We start from the raw sequence: 22719 nt of genomic DNA on the forward strand, positions 1-22719 counted from the left end.
TCACCGCGTCCGGAACCGTGCGCGGCGGGCGGCGAACAGCTCCGCCTGCCGCGCGCCCGGCAGGTTCCCCAGCGCGATCAGCTGCGGGGCCTGGGCGAACGCCTGCGCGAGACCGGCCTCCCGGGCCGCCCACAGCGCCCGCACCGTCCCCTGCACGGCCTCCGCCGGATACCCGGCGATCACCGCCGCGCGGTCCGTCGCCGCCGCCAGCGCCCCGCCGGTCTCCACCAGTTCGCTGACCAGGCCGACCTCGTACGCCCGCCGCGCCGAGAGCCGCTCGGCGGCGCCCATCAGCGCCATCCGCGCCACCTCGCCGTAGGGCATGCGCTGTGCCATCAGCATCGACTCGTAGGCGCTGACCATGCCGTAGGTGGTGTGCGGGTCGAAGAAGGCGGCGCCGGCTCCGGCGACGAGGAAGTCGCACTCCCCGAGCAGATAGAAGGCGCCGCCGCACGCCATCCCCTCCACGGCCGCCACGACCGGCTTCCACAGGTCCCGCGCCTTCGGGCCGACGGCCAGCAGCGGATCGTCCTGCATGTACGGCGACGAGGGCTGCGGGACCGCGGTGTCCCGGTCGATGCCCGTGCAGAACGCCCGCTCCCCGGCCCCGGTGAGCACGACGGCCCGTACCGTGTCGTCGAACCGCAACGCGCGCCAGACCTCGCCGAGTTCGCGCACCATCTCCAGATCGACGGCGTTCAGCCGCGCGGGCCGGTCCAGGGTGACGACGGCGACGCCGGTCTCCTCGTCGACGTCCAGGCCGACGGTGTTCACGCCAGCACCCACTGCGGCAGCCCGTCGCGGAACACCGCCCGCACCCGGGCGCCGATCCGCAAGCGCGCCGGATCGACCGAGTCCAGCGGCGCCCCGGCGTGCGCGACCACGTTCCCCACGAGCCGTATCCGCGGGGCTTCCGCCAGCTCCACGACGACCACGTTGTACGGGGCCTGCGCCGCGTACTCGGGCAGCAGCGGGGGATGCGGCACCACGTACGACCACACCCGCCCGCGCCCCGACACCGGCCGCCACTCGCTCGCGAAGGACTGGCAGTGCGGGCAGCAGGGCCGGGGCGGGAAGCGGAGTTCACCGCAGTCGCCGCACGCCTGGACGCGCAGCTCGCCATGGGCCGCGTACTCCCAGAAGGGGGCGCCGTCGGTGTCGGTGACGGGAGTCAGCATGCCGGTCAGCTCCTCAGCAGAAGGGCGGAGGTGGGCACACCCTCGCCGGCCGTGACCAGGCAGGCGGCGGCCCCGGGAACCTGCGCGGTACTGGTGCCGCGCAGCTGCTTCACCCCTTCGTTGACGAGGTTGAAGCCGTGCACGTACGCCTCGCTGAGGCCGCCCCCGCCGGTGTTGACCGGCAGCCGGCCGCCGATCTCCAGGGCGCCCTGCTCGGTGAAGGCGCCGCCCTCGCCGCGCGCGCAGAAGCCGTAGCCCTCCAGGGACAGCGGGATCAGGGCCGAGAACGCGTCGTAGATCTGGGCGACGTCCACGTCGTCCGGGGTGAGGTCGGCGTGCTTCCACAGATGCCGGGCCGCGGTCCAGGCGGGGCCGGTGAGGGGGTCGTCGTTCCAGTAGTTGACCATGCCGTGGTGCTGGGCGGGCAGGCCCTGCGCCGCCGCGTGGACGTAGACGGGCCGGCGCCGGCAGTCCCGGGCGCGCTCCGCCGCGACGACCACGCAGGCCAGCGCGCCGTCCGTCTCCAGGCAGTTGTCGTAGAGGCACAGCGGCTCGCTGATCCACCGGGAGGTCATGTACATCTCGCGGGTCAGCGGGCGCTCGTACATGACGGCCGCCGGGTTCTGGTTGGCCCGGTTGCGGCAGGCCAGCGCGACGTTGAACAGATGGTCCCGGGTGACGCCGTACTCGTGCATGTACCGCCGCGTCAGCATGGCGATCTCGTCGGCCGGCCGCAGCAGCCCGAAGGGCCGGGTCCACTGCGCCGGAGTGGGCAGCTGCACGGTGGTGTTGGTCCACGGCCGCGGCCCGCTGCCCCGCTTGCGCGACCGCCAGGCCACGCCCACGGTGGCCTGGCCGGCGGCGATGGCGGCGGCGAGATGCGCGACGGTCGCACAGGAACCGCCGCCCCCGTAGCCCACCTTGCTGAAGAAGGTCAGGTCCCCGAACCCGACCGCCTTCGCCAGCTCCACCTCGTCGGTCTCCTCCATCGTGTAGGAGGCGACGGCGTCGACCTCGCCGGGTGCGATGCCCGCGTCGTCGAGCGCGGCGAGCACGGCCCGGCAGGCGAGCGTCCTCTCGTCCTCCGGGAGCCGTTTGGCGAAGGCGGTCTGCCCGATCCCGACGATGGCGGTGGCGTCCTTGATCCCTGGTCCTGCCATGTCTCCCCCTCTCCTGACAGGCCGTCAGGTTACCGCTAATCTGACGGACAGTCAGCTAGCTGGGTCCGCTGCGCGGGGAGGCCGCCGTGACGTCGTGGGAAACCATCCCGGAACTGGTGTGGTCGGCGGCCGGGCGGTACGCGGACGCCGAGGCCGTGGTCGACGGCCGCACCCGCGTCGGCTACGCCGAACTCGGCGCCCGCGTCGAACGCGCGGCGGCGGCCTGCCTGGCCTGCGGGGTGGAGACGGGCGACCGGGTGGCCGTCTGGGCCCCCAACTCCCTGGACTGGATCGTCGCGGCGCTGGGCGCGGTCTCGGCGGGCGCCGTGCTGGTCCCCCTGAACACCCGCTTCAAGGGCGCCGAGGCGGCGGACGTGCTGCGCCGCAGCGGGGCCCGGCTGCTCTTCGTGACGGGGACCTTCCTGGGCGCCTCGTACGTGGCCGCGCTGCGCCGGGCGGCGGGCGAGGGCGTGCCGGACGGCCGGGGCCCGCTGCCCGGTCTGCCGGAGCTGGAGCAGGTGGTGGTGCTGTCCGAGGACGCGCCGCCGGACTTCCGCACCTGGAAGGACTTCCTCGCGGGCGGCGAGGGGACCACCGCGGCCGAGGTGCGGCGCCGCGCGGCGGAGCTGGACGCCGCCGCGGTGTCGGACATCGTCTACACCTCGGGTACGACGGGCCGCCCCAAGGGCGCGGTGATCACGCACGGCCAGACCCTGCGCGCCTACGACATCTGGGCGGACCTGGCCGGCCTGCGCGCCGCGGACCGCTACCTCATCGTCAACCCCTTCTTCCACACCTTCGGCTACAAGGCCGGGGTGATCGCCTGCCTGACGCGCGGGGCGACGATGGTCCCGCAGCCGGTGTTCAGCGTGGACACCGCCCTGGCGAACATCGCCGCGGAACGGATCTCGGTGCTGCCGGGACCGCCGACCCTGCACCAGTCCCTGCTGGACCACCCGTCCCGGGACTCCCACGACCTGTCGACCCTGCGCCTGGTGGTGACGGGAGCGGCGGTGGTGCCGCTGCGCCTGGTGGAGCGCCTGCGCGGCGAACTGGGCGTCGACACGGTCCTCACGGCCTACGGCCTCTCGGAGGCGTCCGGCATCGTCACCATGTGCCGGCGCGGCGACGCCCCCTCGGTGATCGCGGCCTCCTCCGGCCGGGCCATCCCCGGCACGGAGATCCGGGTGGCGGACGCCGCGGGCCGGCCGCTGCCCGCCGGTACGCCGGGGGAGGTCCTGGTCCGCGGCTTCAACGTCATGCGCGGCTACTACGCGGACGCCGGGGCGACCTCCGAGGTGATCTCGGCGCAGGGCTGGCTGAGCACGGGCGATGTGGGCGTCCTGGACGCCGCCGGCAACCTGCGGATCACGGACCGGATCAAGGACATGTTCATCGTCGGCGGCTTCAACGCGTACCCGGCGGAGATAGAGCAACTCCTCGGCACCCACCCCGACGTGGCCGACGCGGCGGTGATCGGCGTACCGGACGCGCGCCTGGGCGAGGTCGGCAAGGCGTTCGTGGTGCGCAGGCCCGGCTCGGTCCTCACCGCCGACGACCTGATCGCCTGGTCCCGCCGCGAGATGGCGAACTACAAGGTGCCGAGAACGGTGCAGTTCATCGCAGAACTCCCCCGGAACGCGAGCGGCAAGGTGGTGAAGGGGGAGCTGCGGGGGCGGGGGCGCTGACGAAGGGCGCGTGAAGGTGCGATGACGGCCCGGCACGGACACCGCGCCGGGCCGTCATCGCCAGCTGATGCTCACGTCAGCTGGCGTGCTGGTCCAGCGTCGCGGCAGCGGTGGCATGAGTGTTGTTCGGGCTCACCGGCGCGTGGTTCTCGGCCAGCGCCGGGCTCGCTGCGGCGGCGGTGATGCCCAGGATCAGAGCGGCGATGGCTGCTGCCTTCTTGGTAAGTGTCATGCGTCCTCCCGTTGGTGAGCTGTGATGACGCGTCTGACACTAGATGCGCAAAGGATATTGTTCGAAGGGTTCGAACAATATCCGCCGCAGAACGGCCTGGATCTTGCCCTGGGGCGTACCTCGGCTGCGACGGCTCCCCCTCCGTGCCGCCGCAGCTCCTGCCCGAAAGGTGTCCCTTACCTGTTGCCGAGGTCCAGGGCCGGCGGAGCGGGCGCGTGCTGGTCCAGTGTGGTGATCTCCTCGGCCGCCTTCGGCGGGGCGGGCGCGTGCTGGTCCTTCGCGGTGATGTGCTCGGCCGCCTTGGGCGGTGCGGGCGCGTGCTGGTCCAGTGTGGTGATCTCCTCGGCCTTCTTGGCTTCGGTCATGGCGGTACTCCCCGGTAGGCATGGGTAAAGCGTCGTGATGGAACGCCCGTTCGGCAATTCCCCCCGCGCAGCCGAGCGGGCGTTCCGGAGGCCTCAGATTAGCCGTGAGGCCCACGAGATCCGCCTGCCCCCCTACGGCGACGGATCGCTTAGACGAGAGTCGCAGCTGCCCATAAACATTCGATGAACGGTCGCTGCGGTCGGCCCTCAGGCCGCAGCGACTGGAGAGAGCAGGCCGCGGACCTCGTCCGCCTCGGGCGATTCCGTCGCCTCGTAGATCCTCAGAGCGTCTGACCAGCAGGCCTGAGCGCGGTCAGGCTGGCCCAGAGCCGACAGTGCCTTGCCCAGGATGGTCAAGGCGTTGGCCCGCATCCAGTCACCGCCGATGCACCCGATGGACAGAGCCTGTTCAGCGTGTTGAGCGGCCTGGGTCGAGCGTCGAGCGGTCAGGTGTACCTGTGCGATGCGGAAATGGGTAGTGCCTTCCCACAGGCGCTGACGGTTCTCGGTGAAGATCCGCAGTGCGCAGTCGAGCTGTTCCAGGGCCTCCGGCAGATTGCCGGCCTGCATGAGGACGGTGCCCGAGGCGTAGCGTGCGTTCGCCAGACGCACGGACATCCCGAGTTCGTCGTAGATCTGGATGCCCTGTCGCGCCAGCTCGATCGCGCGAGTACTGCGGCCCATGGACGCCAGAGTGCGGGAGAGGTTGCAGACCGCGCTTGCTTCGCCGGGCCGGTTCTGATCGGCCTGAAAGGCCTCCACCGCCCTGAGTAGGTAGCGCTCGGCGTCAGCGTACATCGACCTGCAAATGGCGATAATTCCCAGTTGGTTGGGGGCGGTGCTGCTGGTCCAGGGGTCGTGGGCGGTCTCGTTGAGGAGGTCGGCACGCCTGGCTTCCCGCTCCGCTTCCTCGAATCGTCCCGACTGGCTCAGGGCCTGGGCCAAGGTGATCCGTGCGCGCATCTCGGCGTGCCGGTCTCCGCAGGCTGCCGCCGCCTCGCAGGCGGTCGTGGCCGTGGTTTCATATCGGCGTGAACCGGCTCCGGACTCCGCCAGGTCTATGGCGGCGAGGAGCAGATCGACGGCCCGCCGTAGCGTGGGGGGCCGCGACGCATGCTGGACGCATGCGAGTAGCGGCTCAGCCTCCGCGTGCAGCCAATCCGTAGCCTCGGCAGCGTCCGAGAACGGCTGTCCCGCGTGCCGGCTCGGTTCGAGATGGGAAATCGTTCGATCACCCGGCCGCTTCATGGCGTACACCCGCGCCGCCGTCGCCAGATAGAAGTCCAGCAACCGCGACATCGCGGCCTCCCGCTCGCTGGGCGGCTGCTCGTCGCGCTCCGCGCAGGCCCGCGCATAGAGCCGCACCAGATCATGGAACCGGTACCGCCCGGGCGCCGCCGACTCCAGGAGGGACGTGTCCACCAGGGACTCCAGGAGGTCCTCGGTCTCCTCCACGGGGACGTCGAGGACCGCCGCCGCGGCGGCCAGCGACATGTCCGGGCCGTCCGCGAGGCCCAGCAGGCGGAACGCCCGGGCCTGGGCCGGCTCCAGCTGGCCGTAGCCCAGCTCGAAGGTGGCCTTCACCGCCAGATCGCCGGCCTGCAGTTCGTCCAGGCGGCGGCGTTCGTCGGCGAGCTTGGCCGCCAGGACCGAGACCGTCCAGGTGCGGCGGGCCGCGAGGCGGGACGCGGCGATACGGATCGCCAGCGGGAGGAAGCCGCACGCGGCCACGACGTCCAGCGCGGCCTCCCGCTCCGCCGCCACCCGTTCCTCGCCCACGATCCGGGTGAACAGGGCGAGGGCCTCGTCCGGGGACATCACGTCCAGGTCGACCAGGTGCGCGCCGGCCAGGTCGAGCATCCGGACGCGGGAGGTGACCAGCGCCGCGCAGCCCTCCGTGCCGGGCAGCAGCGGCCGTACCTGGGCCGCGTCCTTCGCGTTGTCCAGCAGCACCAGGACCCGGCGGCCGTCCAGCACCGAGCGGTACAGGGCGGCCCGTTCCGCGAGGCTGTCCGGGATCGCCGAGTCCGCCGTGCCCAGCGCCCGCAGGAACGAGCCCAGGACCGTCTCCGGTTCGGCCGGGCGGGGGCCCGCGCCCTGGAGGTCCACGTACAGCTGGCCGTCCGGGAAGGACGGCCGGGCGCGGTGGGCGACGTGCACCGCGAGCGTCGTCTTGCCCACGCCCCCGATGCCGGCCAGCGCCGAGACCGCCATCACCCGGCCCTCCGCCTCGGACGCCGAGGACAGCACCGCGCTCAGCTCCGAGACGAAGGCGGAGCGGCCCGTGAAGTCGGGCACGGAGGCCGGGAGCTGCGCCGGCCGCACCGGCGCCACCGCGGGCTCCGCCACCGGCGCCGAGGGCTCCGCGAGCGCCGGGTCGGCCTGGAGGATGCGCTGCTGGAGTTCGCGCAGGCCGGGGCGGGGGTCGACGCCCAGCTCCTCCGCCAGCAGGCGGCGGGTGTCGGCGTAGACGGCCAGCGCCTCCGCCTGCCGTCCGCTGCGGTACAGCGCCAGCATCAGCAGTTCGCGCAGCCGCTCCCGCAGGGGGTGCGCCGCGGTGAGTGCCGTCAGCTCCGAGACCGCCTCCGCGTGGCAGCCCTGTTCCAGGTCCAGGTCGAGACGGGACTCCAGCAGGCCGAGGCGCCACTCCTCGAGGCGGGCCCGCTGGGCCTCGGCGTACGGGCCGGGGACGCCCGCGAGGGGCTCGCCGTCCCAGTGCGCCAGGGCCTGGTTCAGCAGCGCCCTGGCGTGGCCGAGGTCCCCGGCTCCCCGGGTCTTCTCCGCCTCCGTGGTCAGGTCCTGCGCCGCCGACACGTCGAGGGCGCCCTCGCGCAGGCCGCGCACGGCGTAGCCGCCGGACTCGCTGACCAGGACCCCGGGGCCCAGGACCTTGCGGAGCCGGGAGGCGTACGTGCGGACCGCCGCCAGCGCCTGGGACGGCGGCTCGGACCCCCACAGCGCGTCGATCAGCTCCGCCGCCGTGGCCGTACGGCCCTCCCGCAGCAGCAGGGCGGCCAGCAGGGCGCGCTGCTGGGGGGAGCCCATGCCGAGCGCCTCCTCGCCGCGCCAGGCCCGTACCGGACCGAGCACGCCGAAGCGCAGCGGGCCGGACTCCGCGGTGACCACGGAGCCGGCCCGCCGCTGCTCGGGTACTCGCGGCCCACCGTCCATGCGTTCGTCCCCCTCGGCATCACGAACAACCCCGTCAGTTTGCCTTGTTCCGGGCGGTTGCGTCAGCCGTGCGAGACGCCGATCACAGGGCGGGGGCCGTGGCGCACAAGGCCCTCACACGGTCTTCGCATCGCGGCCGCCCGGCACGATAGCTGACGGACCGTCAGATCGGCGCTACCGTGAACGGCATGGAGACCACAGAGTTCCCGCTGATCATCTCCGTCGACGACCACACCGTCGAGCCCGCCCGGGTGTGGCAGGACCGGCTGCCGAGGAAGTACCGGGACGTCGGGCCGCGGATCGTGCGCGCGCCGCTGAAGGAGATGACCTTCCTCGGCGGTCGCTTCAAGCCCGTGATGGGCGACCCGGGCGGTACGGAGGGACCGCTCGGCGACTGGTGGGTCTACGAGGACCTGCACCGGCCGCTCACCCGCCTCGACACCGCCGTCGGCGTCGCCCGGGAGGAGGTCAGGCTCGAGGTCATCACCTACGAGCAGATGCGGGCCGGCTCGTACGACGTGCCCGCCCGGCTCGCCGACATGGACGTCAACCACGTCCAGTCGGCCCTGTGCTTCCCGACCTTCCCCCGCTTCTGCGGGCAGACCTTCACCGAGGCCGCCGACAAGGAGCTGGCCCTGCTCTGCGTGCGCGCCTACAACGACTGGATGGTGGAGGAGTGGTGCGGTCCGCAGGCGGCGGGCAGGCTCGTGCCGCTCACCCTCATACCGCTGTGGGACGCCCGGCTCGCCGCCGCCGAGGTGCGGCGCAACGCCGCGCGGGGCGTGCGGGCCGTCGCCTTCTCCGAGATACCCCCGCACCTGGGGCTGCCGTCCGTGCACACCGACGACTGGGACCCCTTCCTCGCGGCCTGCGACGAGACCGGCACGGTCGTCGCCATGCACATCGGCTCCAGCAGCCGGATGCCCTCCACCTCGGCGGACGCGCCGCCCGCCGTCGGCTCCACCATCACCTTCGCCAACTGCTGCTTCTCGATGGTCGACTGGCTGATGAGCGGCAAGTTCGAGCGGTTCCCGAACCTGAGGGTCATGTACGCCGAGGGGCAGATCGGCTGGATCCCGTACATCCTGGAACGCGCCGATGTGGTGTGGGAGGAGAACCGGGGCTGGGGCGGGGTCGCCGACAAGGTGCGCAGGCCGCCGTCCGAGCTGTTCGCCGAGCATGTCCACGGCTGCTTCTTCGACGACGCCTTCGGGCTGCGGAACCTGGACGCCATCGGCGTGGGCAACGTCCTGTACGAGACCGACTACCCGCACTCCGACTCCACCTGGCCCAAGTCCCGCGAGGTCGGCGAGGCGCAGATGGGCCACCTGCCGGCGGACGTGATCGAGCGGATCGTCCGGGGCAACGCCATCGAGCTGCTCGGTCTCGCACCGGAAGGGCTGTGGCGGTGAGCGCCCCGGCCTACGGCATCCAGCTGCCCGTCCAGTCGCAGAGCACCCTCTACGCCGAGTCCTGGGAGGCCGGGGCGGGGCCGGCGGACCTGGTGGCCGTCGCGCGCGCCGCCGACGCCGCCGGGTTCGCGTACGTCGCCTGCTGCGACCACGTCGCCGTGCCGCGCCGGCTCGCCCCGGCCATGAGCACGGTCTGGTACGACCCGGTGGCCACCCTCGCCCATCTGGCAGCCGTCACCGAGCGGGTACGGCTGCTCAGCCATGTGGCCGTCGTCGGGCTCCGGCATCCGCTGCTGACCGCCAAGCAGTACGCCACCCTCGACCACCTCTCCGGCGGCCGGCTGGTCCTCGGGGTCGGGGCCGGGCACGTACCGGAGGAGTTCGAGGCGCTGGGGGCGGACTTCGAGCGGCGGGGCGCGGTGCTCGACGAGACGATCGACGCGCTGCGCGCCGCCCTGGGGCCCGAGGAGTTCCCCGAGCACCACGGCAAGCACTACGACTTCGCCGGGCTCGGCCAGCGGCCCCGCCCCGCCCAGCCGCACGTCCCCCTGTGGGTCGGCGGCTCCTCGCCCGCCGCCGTCCGCCGGGCCGCGCTCCGCGGCGACGGCTGGCTGCCGCAGGGGGATCCGCGGGACCGGCTGCCGGGGAAGATCGCCCGGATCCGGCGGCTGCGCGAGGAGGCGGGCCTCGCGGGGGAGTACACCGTCGGCGCCATCGCCGAGCCGCTGTACGTCGGCCGGGCCGGCTGGGACGTGGGCCGGCGCACGCTCGCCGGTGCGCCGGAGGAGATCGCCGAGTCGCTGCGCGGCTACCGGGCGCTCGGCGTGGACCAGGTCCAGGTGCGGTTCCGCAGCCGGAGCCGGGACGAACTCATCGAGCAGATCGGCTTGTTCGGGGCCGAGGTCGCGCCCCGGCTGGACTGAGGAGACGCCATGGGCAAGCTGGACGAGCGGGTCGTCATCATCACCGGGGCGGCCCGCGGACAGGGCGAGCAGGAGGCGCGGCTGTTCCGGGAGGAGGGCGCCCGGGTCGTCGTCGCGGACGTGCTGGACGAGCAGGGAGAGGCGCTCGCCAAGGAGATAGGCGCCCTCTACGTCCATCTCGACGTCGGCACGGAGGAGGGCTGGCGGGCCGCCGTGGCCGCCGCGAAACAGGCGTACGGGCGGGTCGACGGGCTGGTCAACAACGCGGGCATCCTGCGCTTCAACGCCCTGGTGGACACCCCGCTGGAGGAGTTCATGCAGGTCGTGCAGGTCAACCAGGTCGGCTGCTTCCTCGGCATGAAGACGGTGGCGCCGGAACTCGCCGACGGGGGCACGATCGTGAACACCGCCTCCTACACCGCGCTGACCGGCATGGCGGCCGTGGGGACGTACGCCGCGACCAAGCACGCCGTGCTCGGGCTGACCCGGGTGGCCGCGCTGGAGCTCGCGGGCCGCCGGATCCGGGTCAACGCCATCTGCCCGGGCGCCATCGACACCGCGATGTCGAACCCGGCCCGGCTGGATCCGGACGCCGACCCGGAGGAGATGAGCCGGGCCCTGGACGAGCTGTACCGCAAGCTCGTGCCGCTCGGGCGGGTCGGGCAGCCGGCCGAGGTGGCCCGGCTCGCCCTCTTCCTCACCTCGGACGACTCCTCGTACATCACTGGCCAGCCGTTCGTGATCGACGGCGGCTGGCTGGCGGGCGTCAGCGTCATCTGACTGGTTGTCAGCTATTGACGGTCACGGCGGCCGGTGCGACAGTCGGCCGACACAACAGATCTGACGGAGTGTCAGAAACACTGGGGACGGTGAACCGCCGTGGAATTCGGGCTCTTTGTACAGGGATACGTCGGCAAGCGCGCCGAGACCGACCCGCTGGCCGAGCACAAGGCACTGATGGAGGAGACCGAGTACGTCATCCAGGCGGACAAGTCCGGCTTCAAGTACGCCTGGGCCTCCGAGCACCACTTCCTGGAGGAGTACTCCCACCTCTCCGCCAACGACGTCTTCCTCGGCTACCTCGCCCACGCGACCGAGCGGATCCATCTGGGCTCCGGGATCTTCAACCCCCTCGCCCAGGTCAACCACCCGGTGAAGGTGGCCGAGAAGGTCGCCATGCTGGACCACCTCAGCGAGGGGCGCTTCGAGTTCGGCAGCGGACGCGGGGCCGGGTCGCACGAGATCCTCGGCTTCCTGCCCGGCATCACCGACATGAACCACACCAAGGAGATCTGGGAGGAGACGATCGCCGAGTTCCCGAAGATGTGGCTCCAGGACGAGTACGCCGGCTTCCAGGGCAAGCACTGGCAGCTGCCGCCGCGCAAGGTCCTGCCGAAGCCGTACGGGAAGTCGCACCCGGCGATGTGGTACGCGGCCGGGTCCCCGCCCTCGTACGCCATGGCGGCGAAGAAGGGGCTCGGGGTGCTCGGCTTCAGCATCCAGAAGGTCTCCGACATGGAATGGGTGCTGGAGCAGTACAAGACGGCGGTCGTGGACGCCGAGCCCGTCGGGGACTTCGTCAACGACAACGTGATGGTGACGACCACGGCGATCTGCGCGCCGACGCACGCCGAGGCCATCCGGATCGCCGTCGACGGCGGCCTGCACTACCTGCCCTCGCTCGTCTTCCGGTACCACGACACCTTCCCGCGGCCCGAGGGCTTCCCCGAGTGGCCGGAGACACTGCCGCCCTACACACCGGAGTTCGTGGAGCTGCTCATCGAGGAGGAGCTGCTGATCTGCGGCGATCCCGACGAGGTGACGCGCCAGTGCAAGCGGTGGGAGCAGGCCGGCGCGGACCAGCTGAGCTTCGGGCTCCCGGTGGGGGTGCCGAAGGAGGAGACGCTGCAGACGATACGGCTCATCGGCGAGCACGTGATCCCGGAGATCGACACGGATCCGGTGCACCGGACGACCCGATTCCGTCAGGCCGTGTGAGGGGGCTCCCGGCATGTTGGACCACCTGATCAAGGGCGTCACCGTCGTGGACGGCACCGGCGCCCCCGCCTTCACCGCCGACGTCGGCATCCGGGACGGCCGGATCGCCGTCGTCGGCGCGGCCACCGGGGAAGCCCGCACCAGCGAGGACGCGCACGGACTCGTCCTCGCGCCCGGCTTCGTCGACCCCCACACCCACTACGACGCCCAGCTCTTCTGGGACCCGTACGCCACGCCCTCCCTCAACCACGGGGTGACGACCGTGGCCGGCGGGAACTGCGGGTTCACGCTCGCGCCGCTCCACCCCGGCCGCCCCGAGGACGCCGACTACACACGGCGGATGATGTCCAAGGTCGAGGGCATGTCCCTGGTCGCGCTCGAAGAGGGGGCGCCGTGGAGCTGGCACTCCTTCGGGGAGTACCTGGACGCCCTGGAGGGGCGGATCGCGGTCAACGCCGGGTTCATGGTGGGGCACTGCGCGCTGCGACGGCACGTGATGGGGCCGCGGGCCATCGGCGGGCAGCCCGGCGAGGAGCAGCTCGGCCAGATGGTCCGGCTGCTCCACGAGGCCATGGACGCGGGCGCCTGGGGGCTGTCCACGACCCAGTCCAGCACCCACTCCGACGGGGACGGGCAGCCGGTCGCCTCCCGGCACGCCCGCCCCGCCGAACTCCTCGCCCTGTCCCGGGCCGTCGGCGAGCACGAGGGCACCCAGATCGAGGCGATCGTCGCCGGCTGCCTCGACCGGTTCAGCGACGACGAGATCGACCTGCTGGCGGAGATGAGCGCGACGGCCGGACGGCCGCTGAACTGGAACGTCCTCACCATCGACGCGGCCGTACCGGAGCGGGTGCCCCGGCAGCTGAGCGCGAGCGAACGGGCCCGCGAGGCGGGCGGCCGGGTGGTGGCGCTCACCATGCCGATCCTCACCCCGATGAACATGTCCCTCGGTACCTTCTGCGCGCTGAACCTCATCCCCGGCTGGGGGCCGGTCCTCGGGCTGCCCGTGCCCGAGCGGATCGCCCGGCTCCGCGACCCGGGCGTCCAGGCGGAGCTGCTGCGCCGGGCCCGGTCGAAGGAGGCCGGGGTGTTCCGGCGCCTCGCGGACTTCGGGCGGTACGTCATCGGGGACACCTACAGCGAGGCCAACCGGGGGCTCACCGGCCGGGTGGTGCGGGACATCGCCGCCGAGCGCGGACAGGAGCCCTTCGCCTGCCTGGTCGACATCTGCGCCGAGGACCGGCTGCGTACGGTCCTGTGGCCGATGCCGAACGACAACGACCCGGCCTCCTGGGCGCTGCGCGCCGAGACCTGGCGGCACGAGGACGTCCTGCTCGGCGGCTCGGACGCGGGCGCCCACCTGGACCGGATGTGCGGGGCGCCGTACACGACCCGGTTCATCGGGGACTGTCTGCGCGGGCGGAAGCTGGTCGGTCTGGAACGGGCCGTGCAGATGCTGACCGACGACCCGGCCCGGCTCCTCGGGCTGCGCGAGCGCGGCCGGATCCGGGAGGGCTTCCATGCGGACCTGGTGCTCTTCGACCCGGAGCGGATCGACGCCGGCCAGGCCACCCTGGTGCACGACCTGCCGGGCGACAGCCCCCGGCTCGACTCCAGGGCGCTCGGGATACGGGCCGTGTGGGTCAACGGCGTGGCGGCGATCCGGGACGACACGGTGACCGGGGCGGTACCCGGCCGGGTGCTGCGCTCCGGACGCGACACCCGGACGGTGAGCACCAAGTGAGCGACGGGCAGCGGCTGTTCATCGGGGGCGAGTGGGTCGAGCCGGACGGCGGCCACTACCCGGTGACCGACCCGGCCACCGAGGAGACCGTGGGCCGGGCGCCCCAGGCCTCCCCGGAGCAGGCGCGGGCGGCGTGCGCGGCGGCCCGGGAGGCGTTCGGGGCGTGGTCGCGGACCAGCCCCGGGGAGCGGGCCGCGGTGCTCGGACGGGCCGCGGAGATCATCCGCGGCCGGCTCGTCCCGTACGCCGAGCTCGCGGTGGCCGAGACCGGTGCGACCACGGGGACGGCGCGGGCGATGCAGGTCGGGGTGGCCGCCGCCCGCTTTTGCCGGTACGCGGACGTGGAGCCCGCCGAGTGGCCGGTCCCGCCGCAGATCAACGAGGCGGGACCGATGGGCGCGGCGGCGGTGATGGGCGCGCTGGCCGTACGCCAGCCGGTCGGTGTCGTCACCTGCGTCACCTCGTACAACAACCCGTGGGCGAATCCGGCGGGGAAGGTGGCGCCCGCGCTGGCGATGGGCAACACGGTGGTCGTGAAACCGGCCCCGCAGGACCCGCTGTCCGTGTACCGGATGGCCGAGGCGCTGGCCGAGGCGGGCGCCCCGCCCGGTGTGGTGAACGTCGTCTCCGGGCAGGCCGCGGACGTCGGCGAGGCCGCCGTCGCCTCCCCCGACGTCGACATGGTGAGCTTCACCGGTTCGACGGCGGTCGGGCGGCGCATCGCCGAGGTGTGCGGGCGGGACATGAAACGCCAGCTGATGGAGCTGGGCGGGAAGGGGGCCGCGGTCGTCTTCGACGACGCGGACCTCGGCTCCGCGGTGGCTGGCATCGGGACCACCTTCTCCTTCTACAGCGGGCAGATCTGTACGGCCCCGACCCGGGTGCTGGCCCAGCGGGGGGTGTACGAGCGGCTGGTCGGGCAGCTGGCCGCGTACGCGGGCCGGCTGAAGGTGGGCGATCCGCGGGAGCCGGACACGGTCGTCGGCCCGGTCGTCTCCGCCGCGCACCGGGCACGGGTGGAGTCGTACGTCGAACTCGGCCGCAAGGAGGGCGCGACGGTGGTCACGGGCGGTGAACGCCCGCCCCTGGAGCGGGGTTTCTACGTCGCGCCCACCCTGCTGGCGGACTGCGCGAACGACATGCGGGTGGCCCGGGAGGAGATCTTCGGGCCGGTGGTGACGGTGATCCCGTTCGACGACGAGGACGAGGGGATCGCCCTCGCCAACGACTCCGACTACGGGCTCATCGACTACGTCTGGTCCGGTGACGTGGCCCGTGCCTTCCGGGTGGCCAGGCGGCTGCGGGCCGGCGGCGTCGGCGTCAACACGGTCGGCCGCAACATGGAGGCGCCGTTCGGCGGCTTCAAGAAGAGCGGCGTCGGCCGGGACGTGGGCTCCTACGCCCTGCACGCGTACAGCGAGGTCCAGGCGATCGTGTGGCCGGGGTGAGCGCGGCCGGCCGGCCGTCCGGCCCGGCTCAGTCCGCCAGGTCCACCCGTACCGTCAGCAGATCCGTGCCGAACGCCCGTACCGCCGCGCTGTTGAACCGGGGCAGGGTGCGCAGCCGGGCCACGGCGTCGTCGTCGGGCAGGAGATGGGCGGTGCCGTGGTGCCAGCGCCCCGCGATACGGACGCGGACCGCCGGGTCGGCCTGGATGTTGCGCACGTACTGCGACTTGAGGCCGAACTCCGAGACCAGCCAGAAGCAGTCGCCGACCCGGCGCCCGCCGACCGGCGTCTGCCGGGGCAGCCCCGAGGTGCGGCCGGTCGTCTCCAGCAGGATCTGGAACGGCAGGCGCCGGTTGAGCGGGTTCGCGACATACCGCTGGAAGCGGGTCACGAGGCGGTGCTTGCGGTCGTCGCTGCCTGGCATGTCTGCGGCTCTCCTGCTCTCGTCCCGGCACGGACGGGACGCCCGCGGGGAAGGTGTACCGGCCCCCTGCGGGGCCTGTGACGCGTGAACGGCCGGACGCCCGGCCCGTGCCAGCCTCCCGCGCGCCCACGGCCCGGCGCAACGGGTGATCGCGACGGGCGCGTCTTCGAACGGCTGCCCGCCCGGACCCGTCCGCTCGGCGCGGATGCCCCCTACCGCCCGAGACCCGCGGCGACGCCGTGACCGTGCCCGCCCCCGCCACCGCCACCCTCCACTCCGACGGCCACGCCCACCGACCCGCTCCCCGCGCCCTTGCCGCGCACCGCCACGCGGGAGGCGACCCGGCCGGGGGCCGAGGGGCGCGTCTCCCGGCGGCGGGGCGCGGTGGTCGGGGTCAGAGTGCTGGGCTGCTCCGCCCGGGCGGGCCGGGCCGTTCGGCGGCAGGCGGGTGCCGCGCACCCGGTGCGGTCGTCGTGATCGGCCCCGCGCGGCCGAGCCGCCCGACCGCTGCACCGCCCGGAAGCCCGCGCCCGACCCGTGCGACCGGCTGGGCGGCGCCGCGTGGGCCACGACCCGGAGGGCCGCGCGGTCGCCGGGGTCAGCGCGTTGTGCCGGGCCGCCCGCCGCCCGCCGGGTGGTCCGGGGTGGTCGGTGGCAGGGCGGCGCCGTATGTTCCGGGGGGTGATGTCACCGGTGTCCGAGGAAGATCGGGTTGGTGAACGCGGCCAGGGCTCCCGGCAGCGGGCCCGCCGCCGTCTCGTGCCGGAGTTCGGCGCGGACGTAGGCCGCGTACGCCGGGGTCGTGCGCCACTCCACCACCCCCGAGCCGGACACCGGCAGCGGGTCGCTGGTGAGCAGCACGCCCTGGTCGGTGACGAGCCGGACCGAGCAGCGCGGGGCGCCGGAGACCTCCAGCCGGACCGTCACCGGGGTGTCGAGCGGCACGGCCAGCCGCTCGCCGATCCCCGCGTGCTCGCCCCGGCCGCCGGACGCGGTGAAGGCCAGCGAGACGTTCTTCGACTCGGCGACGTAACTGCGCCCCGCCCTGATGCCCTCCTGGATCGCCTCCCGGGTCAGGTCGTCGGCGAGGACCACCGTCTGCGGCGAGCCGACCGGGTCGGGGTCCCGGTGCGCGTCGCTGTTGCCCATCGCCGGGAGCCAGGCCCGGCCGTCCCGCACGGACGCCACCAGCATGTTGTCCCAGTCGGCCAGCGCCACCTCGTCGTCGGGCGTGTAGGGGCCGTTCCACACCTCGATGGCGTCCGCCTCGCCGAAGCCGAACTTCCAGCCGCAGCCGACGCAGGTGGCGTGCGGATGGGCGGGCACGACCAGGCCGCCGGACCCGCGGATGCGGCGGGCGAACCGGCCGAAGCGGTTGTCGCGGGCCCGGTAGCGCCAGTCGACGAAGGTGCCGGGGTCCGTGCCGAGCGCCACGACGTGCCCGTTGCGGGTGGTGATCTCCTCGCCCAGCATCACCAGCAGGTCGTCGCCCGCGGCGTCCGCCCAGTGCGGGTGCGAGGAGTGCGTGTTGTGGTCGGAGCTGTTGATGAAGTCCAGGCCGGCGGCGCGGGCGAGCGCGGCGATCTCGGCGGGGGTGCGGCGGCCGTCGGAGTGCCAGGAGTGCAGATGGCAGTCGCCGCGGTACCAGGCCCGGCCGCGGCCCTTGGCCCGCCGCGGGGGGTAGACGGGGGCCGGAGCGGGGGACTGCTCGCCGTAGGAGAGGGTGATCGTGAGCTCGTACGCCAGGCCCTGCGGGGCGACGGTGTAGGGGCCGAGGGCGATCTGCCAGGTGCCCGGGTTGATCGTCCCGGGGAGGTAGCCGGGGGTGGCGTCGTCGGCGCGGACGTAGAACTCCGTCCGGGCCCCGCCGGACCAGCCGCGGAAGCCGCTTCCGCCCAGCTCGGTCCCGCGCTCGTCGAAGAGGCCGATGTCCAGGGCGTTGCCTGGGGTGCCGGCGGGGACGGCCGGGCGGTCGTAGGTGTAGGAGACCTTGATCTCCCGGGTGCCTTCGGGTACTTCGACCGGTACGTACACGAAGTCGGGCGAACCGGTCGGCAGGGTGCCGCGTACCGTCCGGGTCTCGTCGTGGTGCATGTCGTCCGCCCCTCTCGCGAAGGTCACGCTTCTCAACGTAAGCGCGGCCGCGGTGCCCGTCACGATCAGTGCACGTCTTCCGAGCCTTGCGTCGTCATCGCCCATGCGGTGAGCGTTCCCCATGGGCATGAACACGCAAGGACGGGAAGGAAATCGGCGGGTATCGAGCCCTGGGGAGGCGGACTTCGTCCGGGCATCGCCGATGCCGACCAGTCGGTATGGACTTCGCGCGCGGATCCCGGTACAGATGGCTCATGCGCATAGCCGTCACGATCTTCCTCACCGACGAGACCGTCACCCCCACCCGCCTCGCCCGTGAGCTGGAAGCCCGCGGCTTCGCCGGGCTGTACCTCCCCGAGCACACCCACATCCCGGTCGAGCGGACCACCCCGTACCCCGCGGGCGGCGACCTGCCGCGCGAGTACAGCCGCACCCTGGACCCCTTCGTCGCGCTCGGCCAGGCCGCCGCCGTCACCGAGCGGCTCGGCCTCGGCACCGGCATCACCCTGGTCGCCCAGCACGACCCGATCGCCCTCGCCAAGCAGATCGCCACCCTCGACCACCTGTCCGGCGGGCGCTTCACGCTCGGCCTCGGCTACGGATGGAACGCGGAGGAGGCCGCCGACCACGGCGTGGCCTGGCGGACCCGGCGCGAACTGGTCCGGGACCGGATGGCCCTGATGCGCGCGCTGTGGGCGGCGGAGCCGACCGCGTACGAGGGGGAGTCGGGGAGCGTGCGGGCCAGCCTCGCCCACCCCAAGCCGGTGCTCCAGCCGCGCGGCCCGGTCGTCGGCCCGCGCACGCTCATCGGCGGCGCCGCCGGGCCCAAGCTGTTCGCGCACATCGCCGAGTACGCCGACGGCTGGCTGCCGATCGGCGGGCGCGGGCTCACCGAGTCGCTGCCCGTGCTGCGCTCGGTCTGGGCGGACGCGGGCCGGGACGCGGACGCCCTCCAGGTCGTCCCGTACGCCGTCCAGCCCACCCCCGGCAAGCTCGCCCACTACGCCGAGTTGGGCATCGAGGAAGTCGTGGTGCAGCTGCCGCCGGCCGGCGAGGCGGAGGTGCTGCGGGCGCTCGACGCCTACGCCCCTCTCCTGCCGGACGGCACGCCCCGGCACTGATCAGCGCGATCGTATCCTCGACAGATGACGACTTCCGCGACCTCCGGAACCGGCCCCACCGAGAACTCCATGCGTCGCGCCCTCAAACGCGCCCGGGACGGCGTCGCCCTCGACGCCGCCGAGGCGGCGGTGCTGCTGCAGGCCCGCGGTGCGGACCTGACCGACCTGACCGCCTCCGCCGCCCGGGTCCGGGACGCGGGCCTGGAGGCGGCGGGCAGGCCCGGCGTCATCACGTACTCGAAGAGCGTCTTCATCCCCCTCACCCGGCTGTGCCGGGACAAGTGCCACTACTGCACCTTCGTCACGGTCCCCGGCAAGCTGCGCCGGGCGGGCCACGGGATGTTCATGTCCCCCGACGAGGTGCTCGACATCGCCCGCAAGGGTGCCGCGCTCGGCTGCAAGGAAGCCCTGATCACCCTCGGGGACAAGCCGGAGGACCGCTGGCCGGAGGCGCGCGAGTGGCTCGACGCGCACGGCTACGACGACACCATCGCCTACGTCCGCGCCGTCTCCATCCGCATCCTGGAGGAGACCGGCCTGCTGCCCCACCTCAACCCGGGCGTCATGACCTGGACGGACTTCCAGCGGCTCAAGCCGGTGGCGCCGAGCATGGGCATGATGCTGGAGACCACGGCCACCCGCCTGTGGTCCGAGCCCGGCGGCCCGCACCACGGCTCCCCGGACAAGGAGCCGGCCGTGCGGCTCAGGGTGCTGGAGGACGCGGGCCGCTCCTCGGTCCCCTTCACCTCCGGACTGCTGATCGGCATCGGCGAGACCTACGAGGAGCGCGCCGAGTCCCTCTTCGCCCTCCGCAAGGTCTCCCGGGCCTACCACGGCATCCAGGAGCTGATCATCCAGAACTTCCGCGCCAAGCCGGACACGGCGATGCGCGGCATGCCGGACGCCGAACTGGACGAGCTGGTCGCCACGGTGGCCGTGGCCCGGCACATCATGGGCCCGAGCGCCTGCCTCCAGGCCCCGCCGAACCTGGTCGACTCCGAGTACGAGCGGCTGATCGGCGCCGGCATCGACGACTGGGGCGGGGTGTCGCCCCTGACCATCGACCACGTCAACCCCGAGCGCCCCTGGCCGCAGATCGAGGAGCTCACCGAGCGCTCCCGGGCCGCCGGCTTCGACCTGCGCGAACGCCTCTGCGTGTACCCGGAGTTCGTGCGCCGCGGCGAGCCCTGGCTCGACCCGCGGCTGCGCCCGCACGTGGCCGCCCTCGCCGACCCGGCCACGGGCCTGGCCCTCCCGGACGCGCCGGTCGAGGGCCGCCCCTGGCAGGAGCCGGAGGAGGCGTTCACGCCCGCCGGCCGCACGGAACTGCACCGCACCATCGACACCGAGGGCCGTACGTCCGACCGGCGCGAGGACTTCGACGAGGTCTACGGCGACTGGGAGGCGCTGCGCGAGGCCGCCGCCCCCGGCATGGCGCCCGAGCGGATCGACACGGACGTGCGCCAGGCGCTGCGCACGGCGGCCGACGACCCGACCCGGCTGACCGACGCCGAGGCCCTGGCCCTGCTGCACGCGGACGGCCCGGCGCTGGACGCGCTGTGCCGGGTGGCCGACGACGTGCGCCGCTCGGCGGTCGGCGACGACGTCACCTACATCGTCACCCGCAACATCAACTTCACCAACGTCTGCTACACCGGCTGCCGGTTCTGCGCCTTCGCCCAGCGCCGCACGGACGCGGACGCGTACACGCTCTCGCTGACGCAGGTCGCGGACCGCGCCCAGCAGGCGTGGGAGGTGGGCGCGGTCGAGGTGTGCATGCAGGGCGGCATCCACCCGGACCTGCCGGGCACCGCGTACTTCGACATCGCGAAGGCGGTCAAGGAACGCGTCCCCGGCATGCACGTCCACGCCTTCTCGCCGATGGAGGTCGTCAACGGCGCGACCCGCACCGGTCTGTCGATCCGGGAGTGGCTGACCGCGGCGAAGGAGGCGGGCCTCGACTCCGTACCGGGTACGGCGGCGGAGATCCTGGACGACGAGGTCCGCTGGGTGCTGACCAAGGGCAAGCTGCCGGCCGCGACGTGGATCGAAGTGATCACGACGGCCCACGAACTGGGCATCCGCTCCTCCTCCACGATGATGTACGGACATGTGGACCAGCCCCGCCACTGGCTCGGCCACCTGCGCACGCTGGCCGGGATCCAGCGGGAGACGGGCGGCTTCACGGAGTTCGTGACGCTGCCCTTCATCCACACCAACGCACCGGTCTACCTGGCCGGTATCGCGCGCCCGGGTCCGACGATGCGGGACAACCGGGCGGTGACGGCGATGGCCCGCCTCCTGTTGCACCCCTGGATCCCCAACATCCAGACAAGCTGGGTCAAACTGGGCACCGAGGGGGCGGCGGAGATGCTCCGCTCCGGCGCGAACGACCTCGGCGGGACGCTGATGGAGGAGACGATCTCCCGCATGGCGGGCTCCTCCTACGGCTCGTACAAGTCGGTCCGCGACCTGGTCGCGGTGGCCGAGGCGGCCGGCCGCCCGGCGAAGCCGCGCACCACGCTGTACGGCGAGGTTCCCGAGGAGCGGCAGCGGGCCGCCGAGGCCTCCGACGGGCACCTGCCGGATCTGCTGCCGGTCCTGGACTGAGTACGATGATCCGACCCCCGATCCTGGACGGGGCCCCGTAGCGGAGGAGATGCGTCCCGTGGCTGCCCTACTGCCCTCGTGGGCCTGGGTCACCGGTCTGACGGCGGGGGCGACCGCGGTCGTCGTCGCCCTCGCCGTACAGGCGAACCACGGGCCGCATCCCACGGCCGCCGTGACCAGGCCCAGCGCCTCGGCCTCGGCGGGCGCCCACGCGTCCGGCGCCCCGAAGACGCCGCACGTGCCCGCCCTGCCGGACGCGTCGGGCGAGGGCCGCCGGATCGTCTACTCGCTCGGCGAGAGGCGGGTGTGGCTGGTCGACGCGACCGGGAACGCGTCCCGCACCTTCACGGTGTGGCCGGGCACGGTGGACCCGAGTCCCGGCCGCTACACGGTCACCTTCCGGGTGCAGTCCATCAAGGGCTCGGACGGCGTGCAGATCGAGCACATCATGTACTTCACCAAGGCGTCCGGCGTGAACGTCGCCTTCTCCAACGCCCTGGACGGGGCCTCGCCGCCCCCGGCGAACGGCCAGAAGCTGGGCGGCATCCGCCTGCACAAGCAGGACGGCGCCGCCCTGTGGGCCTTCGGCGACAAGGGCACGCCGGTGGCCGTCGTCAACTAGCGGACGGCTCCGGCTCCCGCCGCCCCGGCAGCTGGTTGACGATCAGCGCGACACCGCTGATCAGGAACACCCGGGCCGCCGCGTCCAGTCCGTTCCAGGACTTCGACTGCCACATGGCGAACCACTCGCCGCCGATCGCGATGAACCCGGCGCCGAAGAGCAGCAGCAGCATCAGCAGGCCGTAGGTGGAGAACCGGCGGGCGCGGTCGTGGTCCCGCCGCGCCCACAGCCATGTCCCCCCGATCAGCACCAGGGCCGCCACCGTCTCCCAGACGATGATCAGCACATAGGCGGTGTCCTGGAGCGCGGTGCTGGTGATCGCCCGCCACATCAGGCTGTCGTCCTTGAAGGTCGTGTCCATCGCCAGTACGTGCCGTACGAACTGCTGGTTCGTCCCGAAGTCGGTGATGTTCCCGAGGGCGACCAGGGCGATGTAGAGGGCGAGTATGCCGGTGAGCACACCAGCGGCGAGGCTGTGGCCGGTGTGGCGCGTGGGGGTGGTGGGGGTGGTGGGGGTCATGGTCATGAC

19 protein-coding genes are annotated in these 22719 nt (G+C 73.0%); 10 read left to right on the forward strand and 9 right to left on the reverse strand.

Annotation, left to right across the window (positions count from 1 at the left end; genetic code table 11):
- The 3 genes from ACF073_RS16410 to ACF073_RS16420 are packed head-to-tail and all read right to left on the reverse strand — an operon-like array spanning position 1 to position 2338.
- Positions 1–786 carry an enoyl-CoA hydratase/isomerase family protein gene (locus tag ACF073_RS16410; RefSeq protein ID WP_392070448.1) on the reverse strand — a complete coding sequence of 262 codons (786 nt, stop codon included), beginning with the start codon at positions 784–786 and terminating at the stop codon, positions 1–3.
- Positions 771–1178: a Zn-ribbon domain-containing OB-fold protein gene (locus ACF073_RS16415; protein ID WP_392070450.1), complete on the reverse strand. Its 408-nt coding sequence runs from the start codon at positions 1176–1178 to the stop codon at positions 771–773. The genes ACF073_RS16410 and ACF073_RS16415 overlap by 16 nt, the downstream gene beginning before the upstream one ends.
- A 5-nt stretch (positions 1179–1183) precedes the next feature.
- Complete coding sequence (locus ACF073_RS16420) at positions 1184–2338, reverse strand: lipid-transfer protein (protein ID WP_392070452.1); 1155 nt, start codon at positions 2336–2338, stop codon at positions 1184–1186.
- 86 nt (positions 2339–2424) lie between these two features.
- Here ACF073_RS16420 and ACF073_RS16425 point away from each other — a divergent pair, with 86 nt between their 5' ends.
- The gene (locus tag ACF073_RS16425) at positions 2425–4026 is read left to right on the forward strand and encodes a FadD3 family acyl-CoA ligase (RefSeq protein WP_392070454.1); all 1602 of its coding nucleotides are present in this window, start codon (positions 2425–2427) and stop codon (positions 4024–4026) included.
- A 76-nt stretch (positions 4027–4102) separates the two neighbouring features.
- Here the strand turns inward: ACF073_RS16425 and ACF073_RS16430 are convergent, their stop codons facing one another.
- From ACF073_RS16430 to ACF073_RS16440, 3 genes are all read right to left on the reverse strand, one after another.
- Positions 4103–4258, reverse strand: a complete 156-nt coding sequence (locus tag ACF073_RS16430) for a hypothetical protein (RefSeq protein WP_392070456.1) — start codon at positions 4256–4258, stop codon at positions 4103–4105.
- A 176-nt stretch (positions 4259–4434) separates the two neighbouring features.
- Positions 4435–4623, reverse strand: coding sequence for a sigma-like protein (locus ACF073_RS16435; protein ID WP_392070458.1), 189 nt, complete (start codon positions 4621–4623; stop codon positions 4435–4437).
- 207 nt (positions 4624–4830) lie between these two features.
- Positions 4831–7794 carry a BTAD domain-containing putative transcriptional regulator gene (locus ACF073_RS16440; protein ID WP_392070460.1) on the reverse strand — a complete coding sequence of 988 codons (2964 nt, stop codon included), beginning with the start codon at positions 7792–7794 and terminating at the stop codon, positions 4831–4833.
- A gap of 188 nt (positions 7795–7982) precedes the next feature.
- On the opposite strand from ACF073_RS16440, the gene ACF073_RS16445 reads away from it, so the two are divergent.
- The 6 genes from ACF073_RS16445 to ACF073_RS16470 all read left to right on the forward strand — a co-directional run bounded on the left by ACF073_RS16445 (position 7983) and on the right by ACF073_RS16470 (position 15319).
- Positions 7983–9206, forward strand: coding sequence for an amidohydrolase family protein (locus tag ACF073_RS16445; protein WP_392070462.1), 1224 nt, complete (start codon positions 7983–7985; stop codon positions 9204–9206).
- A complete protein-coding gene (locus tag ACF073_RS16450; RefSeq protein WP_392070464.1) occupies positions 9203–10129 on the forward strand; it encodes an LLM class F420-dependent oxidoreductase in 927 nt (308 codons plus the stop codon). The genes ACF073_RS16445 and ACF073_RS16450 overlap by 4 nt, the downstream gene beginning before the upstream one ends.
- Positions 10130–10138: 9 nt before the next feature.
- Positions 10139–10909, forward strand: coding sequence for an SDR family NAD(P)-dependent oxidoreductase (locus ACF073_RS16455; protein WP_392070466.1), 771 nt, complete (start codon positions 10139–10141; stop codon positions 10907–10909).
- A 99-nt stretch (positions 10910–11008) separates the two neighbouring features.
- Positions 11009–12127, forward strand: coding sequence for an LLM class flavin-dependent oxidoreductase (locus ACF073_RS16460; protein ID WP_392070468.1), 1119 nt, complete (start codon positions 11009–11011; stop codon positions 12125–12127).
- A gap of 13 nt (positions 12128–12140) precedes the next feature.
- Positions 12141–13871: an amidohydrolase family protein gene (locus ACF073_RS16465; protein ID WP_392070469.1), complete on the forward strand. Its 1731-nt coding sequence runs from the start codon at positions 12141–12143 to the stop codon at positions 13869–13871.
- Positions 13868–15319 (forward strand): aldehyde dehydrogenase family protein, encoded by a 1452-nt coding sequence (locus tag ACF073_RS16470; RefSeq protein ID WP_392070471.1) that lies wholly within the window; start codon positions 13868–13870, stop codon positions 15317–15319. The genes ACF073_RS16465 and ACF073_RS16470 overlap by 4 nt, the downstream gene beginning before the upstream one ends.
- Positions 15320–15347: 28 nt before the next feature.
- Here the strand turns inward: ACF073_RS16470 and ACF073_RS16475 are convergent, their stop codons facing one another.
- Entirely contained in the window at positions 15348–15743 is a 396-nt protein-coding gene (locus tag ACF073_RS16475) for a nitroreductase/quinone reductase family protein (RefSeq protein ID WP_392070473.1), read from the reverse strand.
- A gap of 687 nt (positions 15744–16430) precedes the next feature.
- Positions 16431–17942, reverse strand: coding sequence for a CehA/McbA family metallohydrolase (locus ACF073_RS16480; RefSeq protein WP_392070475.1), 1512 nt, complete (start codon positions 17940–17942; stop codon positions 16431–16433).
- A 149-nt stretch (positions 17943–18091) separates the two neighbouring features.
- On the opposite strand from ACF073_RS16480, the gene ACF073_RS16485 reads away from it, so the two are divergent.
- From ACF073_RS16485 to ACF073_RS16495, 3 genes are read left to right on the forward strand one after another with little or no spacing between them, the layout of a single operon-like run.
- Positions 18092–18958 (forward strand): TIGR03619 family F420-dependent LLM class oxidoreductase, encoded by an 867-nt coding sequence (locus ACF073_RS16485; protein WP_392070477.1) that lies wholly within the window; start codon positions 18092–18094, stop codon positions 18956–18958.
- Between the two features lie 24 nt (positions 18959–18982).
- Positions 18983–21568, forward strand: coding sequence for a bifunctional FO biosynthesis protein CofGH (locus ACF073_RS16490; protein ID WP_392070478.1), 2586 nt, complete (start codon positions 18983–18985; stop codon positions 21566–21568).
- A gap of 58 nt (positions 21569–21626) precedes the next feature.
- A complete protein-coding gene (locus ACF073_RS16495) occupies positions 21627–22190 on the forward strand; it encodes a hypothetical protein (protein ID WP_392070480.1) in 564 nt (187 codons plus the stop codon).
- On the opposite strand, the gene ACF073_RS16500 is transcribed toward ACF073_RS16495, so the two are convergent.
- Positions 22183–22716: a DUF2165 domain-containing protein gene (locus ACF073_RS16500; protein WP_392070482.1), complete on the reverse strand. Its 534-nt coding sequence runs from the start codon at positions 22714–22716 to the stop codon at positions 22183–22185. The genes ACF073_RS16495 and ACF073_RS16500 overlap by 8 nt on opposite strands.
- Between the last annotated feature and the right edge of the window lie 3 nt (positions 22717–22719).

This window comes from Streptomyces sp. NPDC015171 (genome assembly GCF_043079545.1).
Taxonomy (GTDB): Bacteria; Actinomycetota; Actinomycetes; order Streptomycetales; family Streptomycetaceae; genus Streptomyces.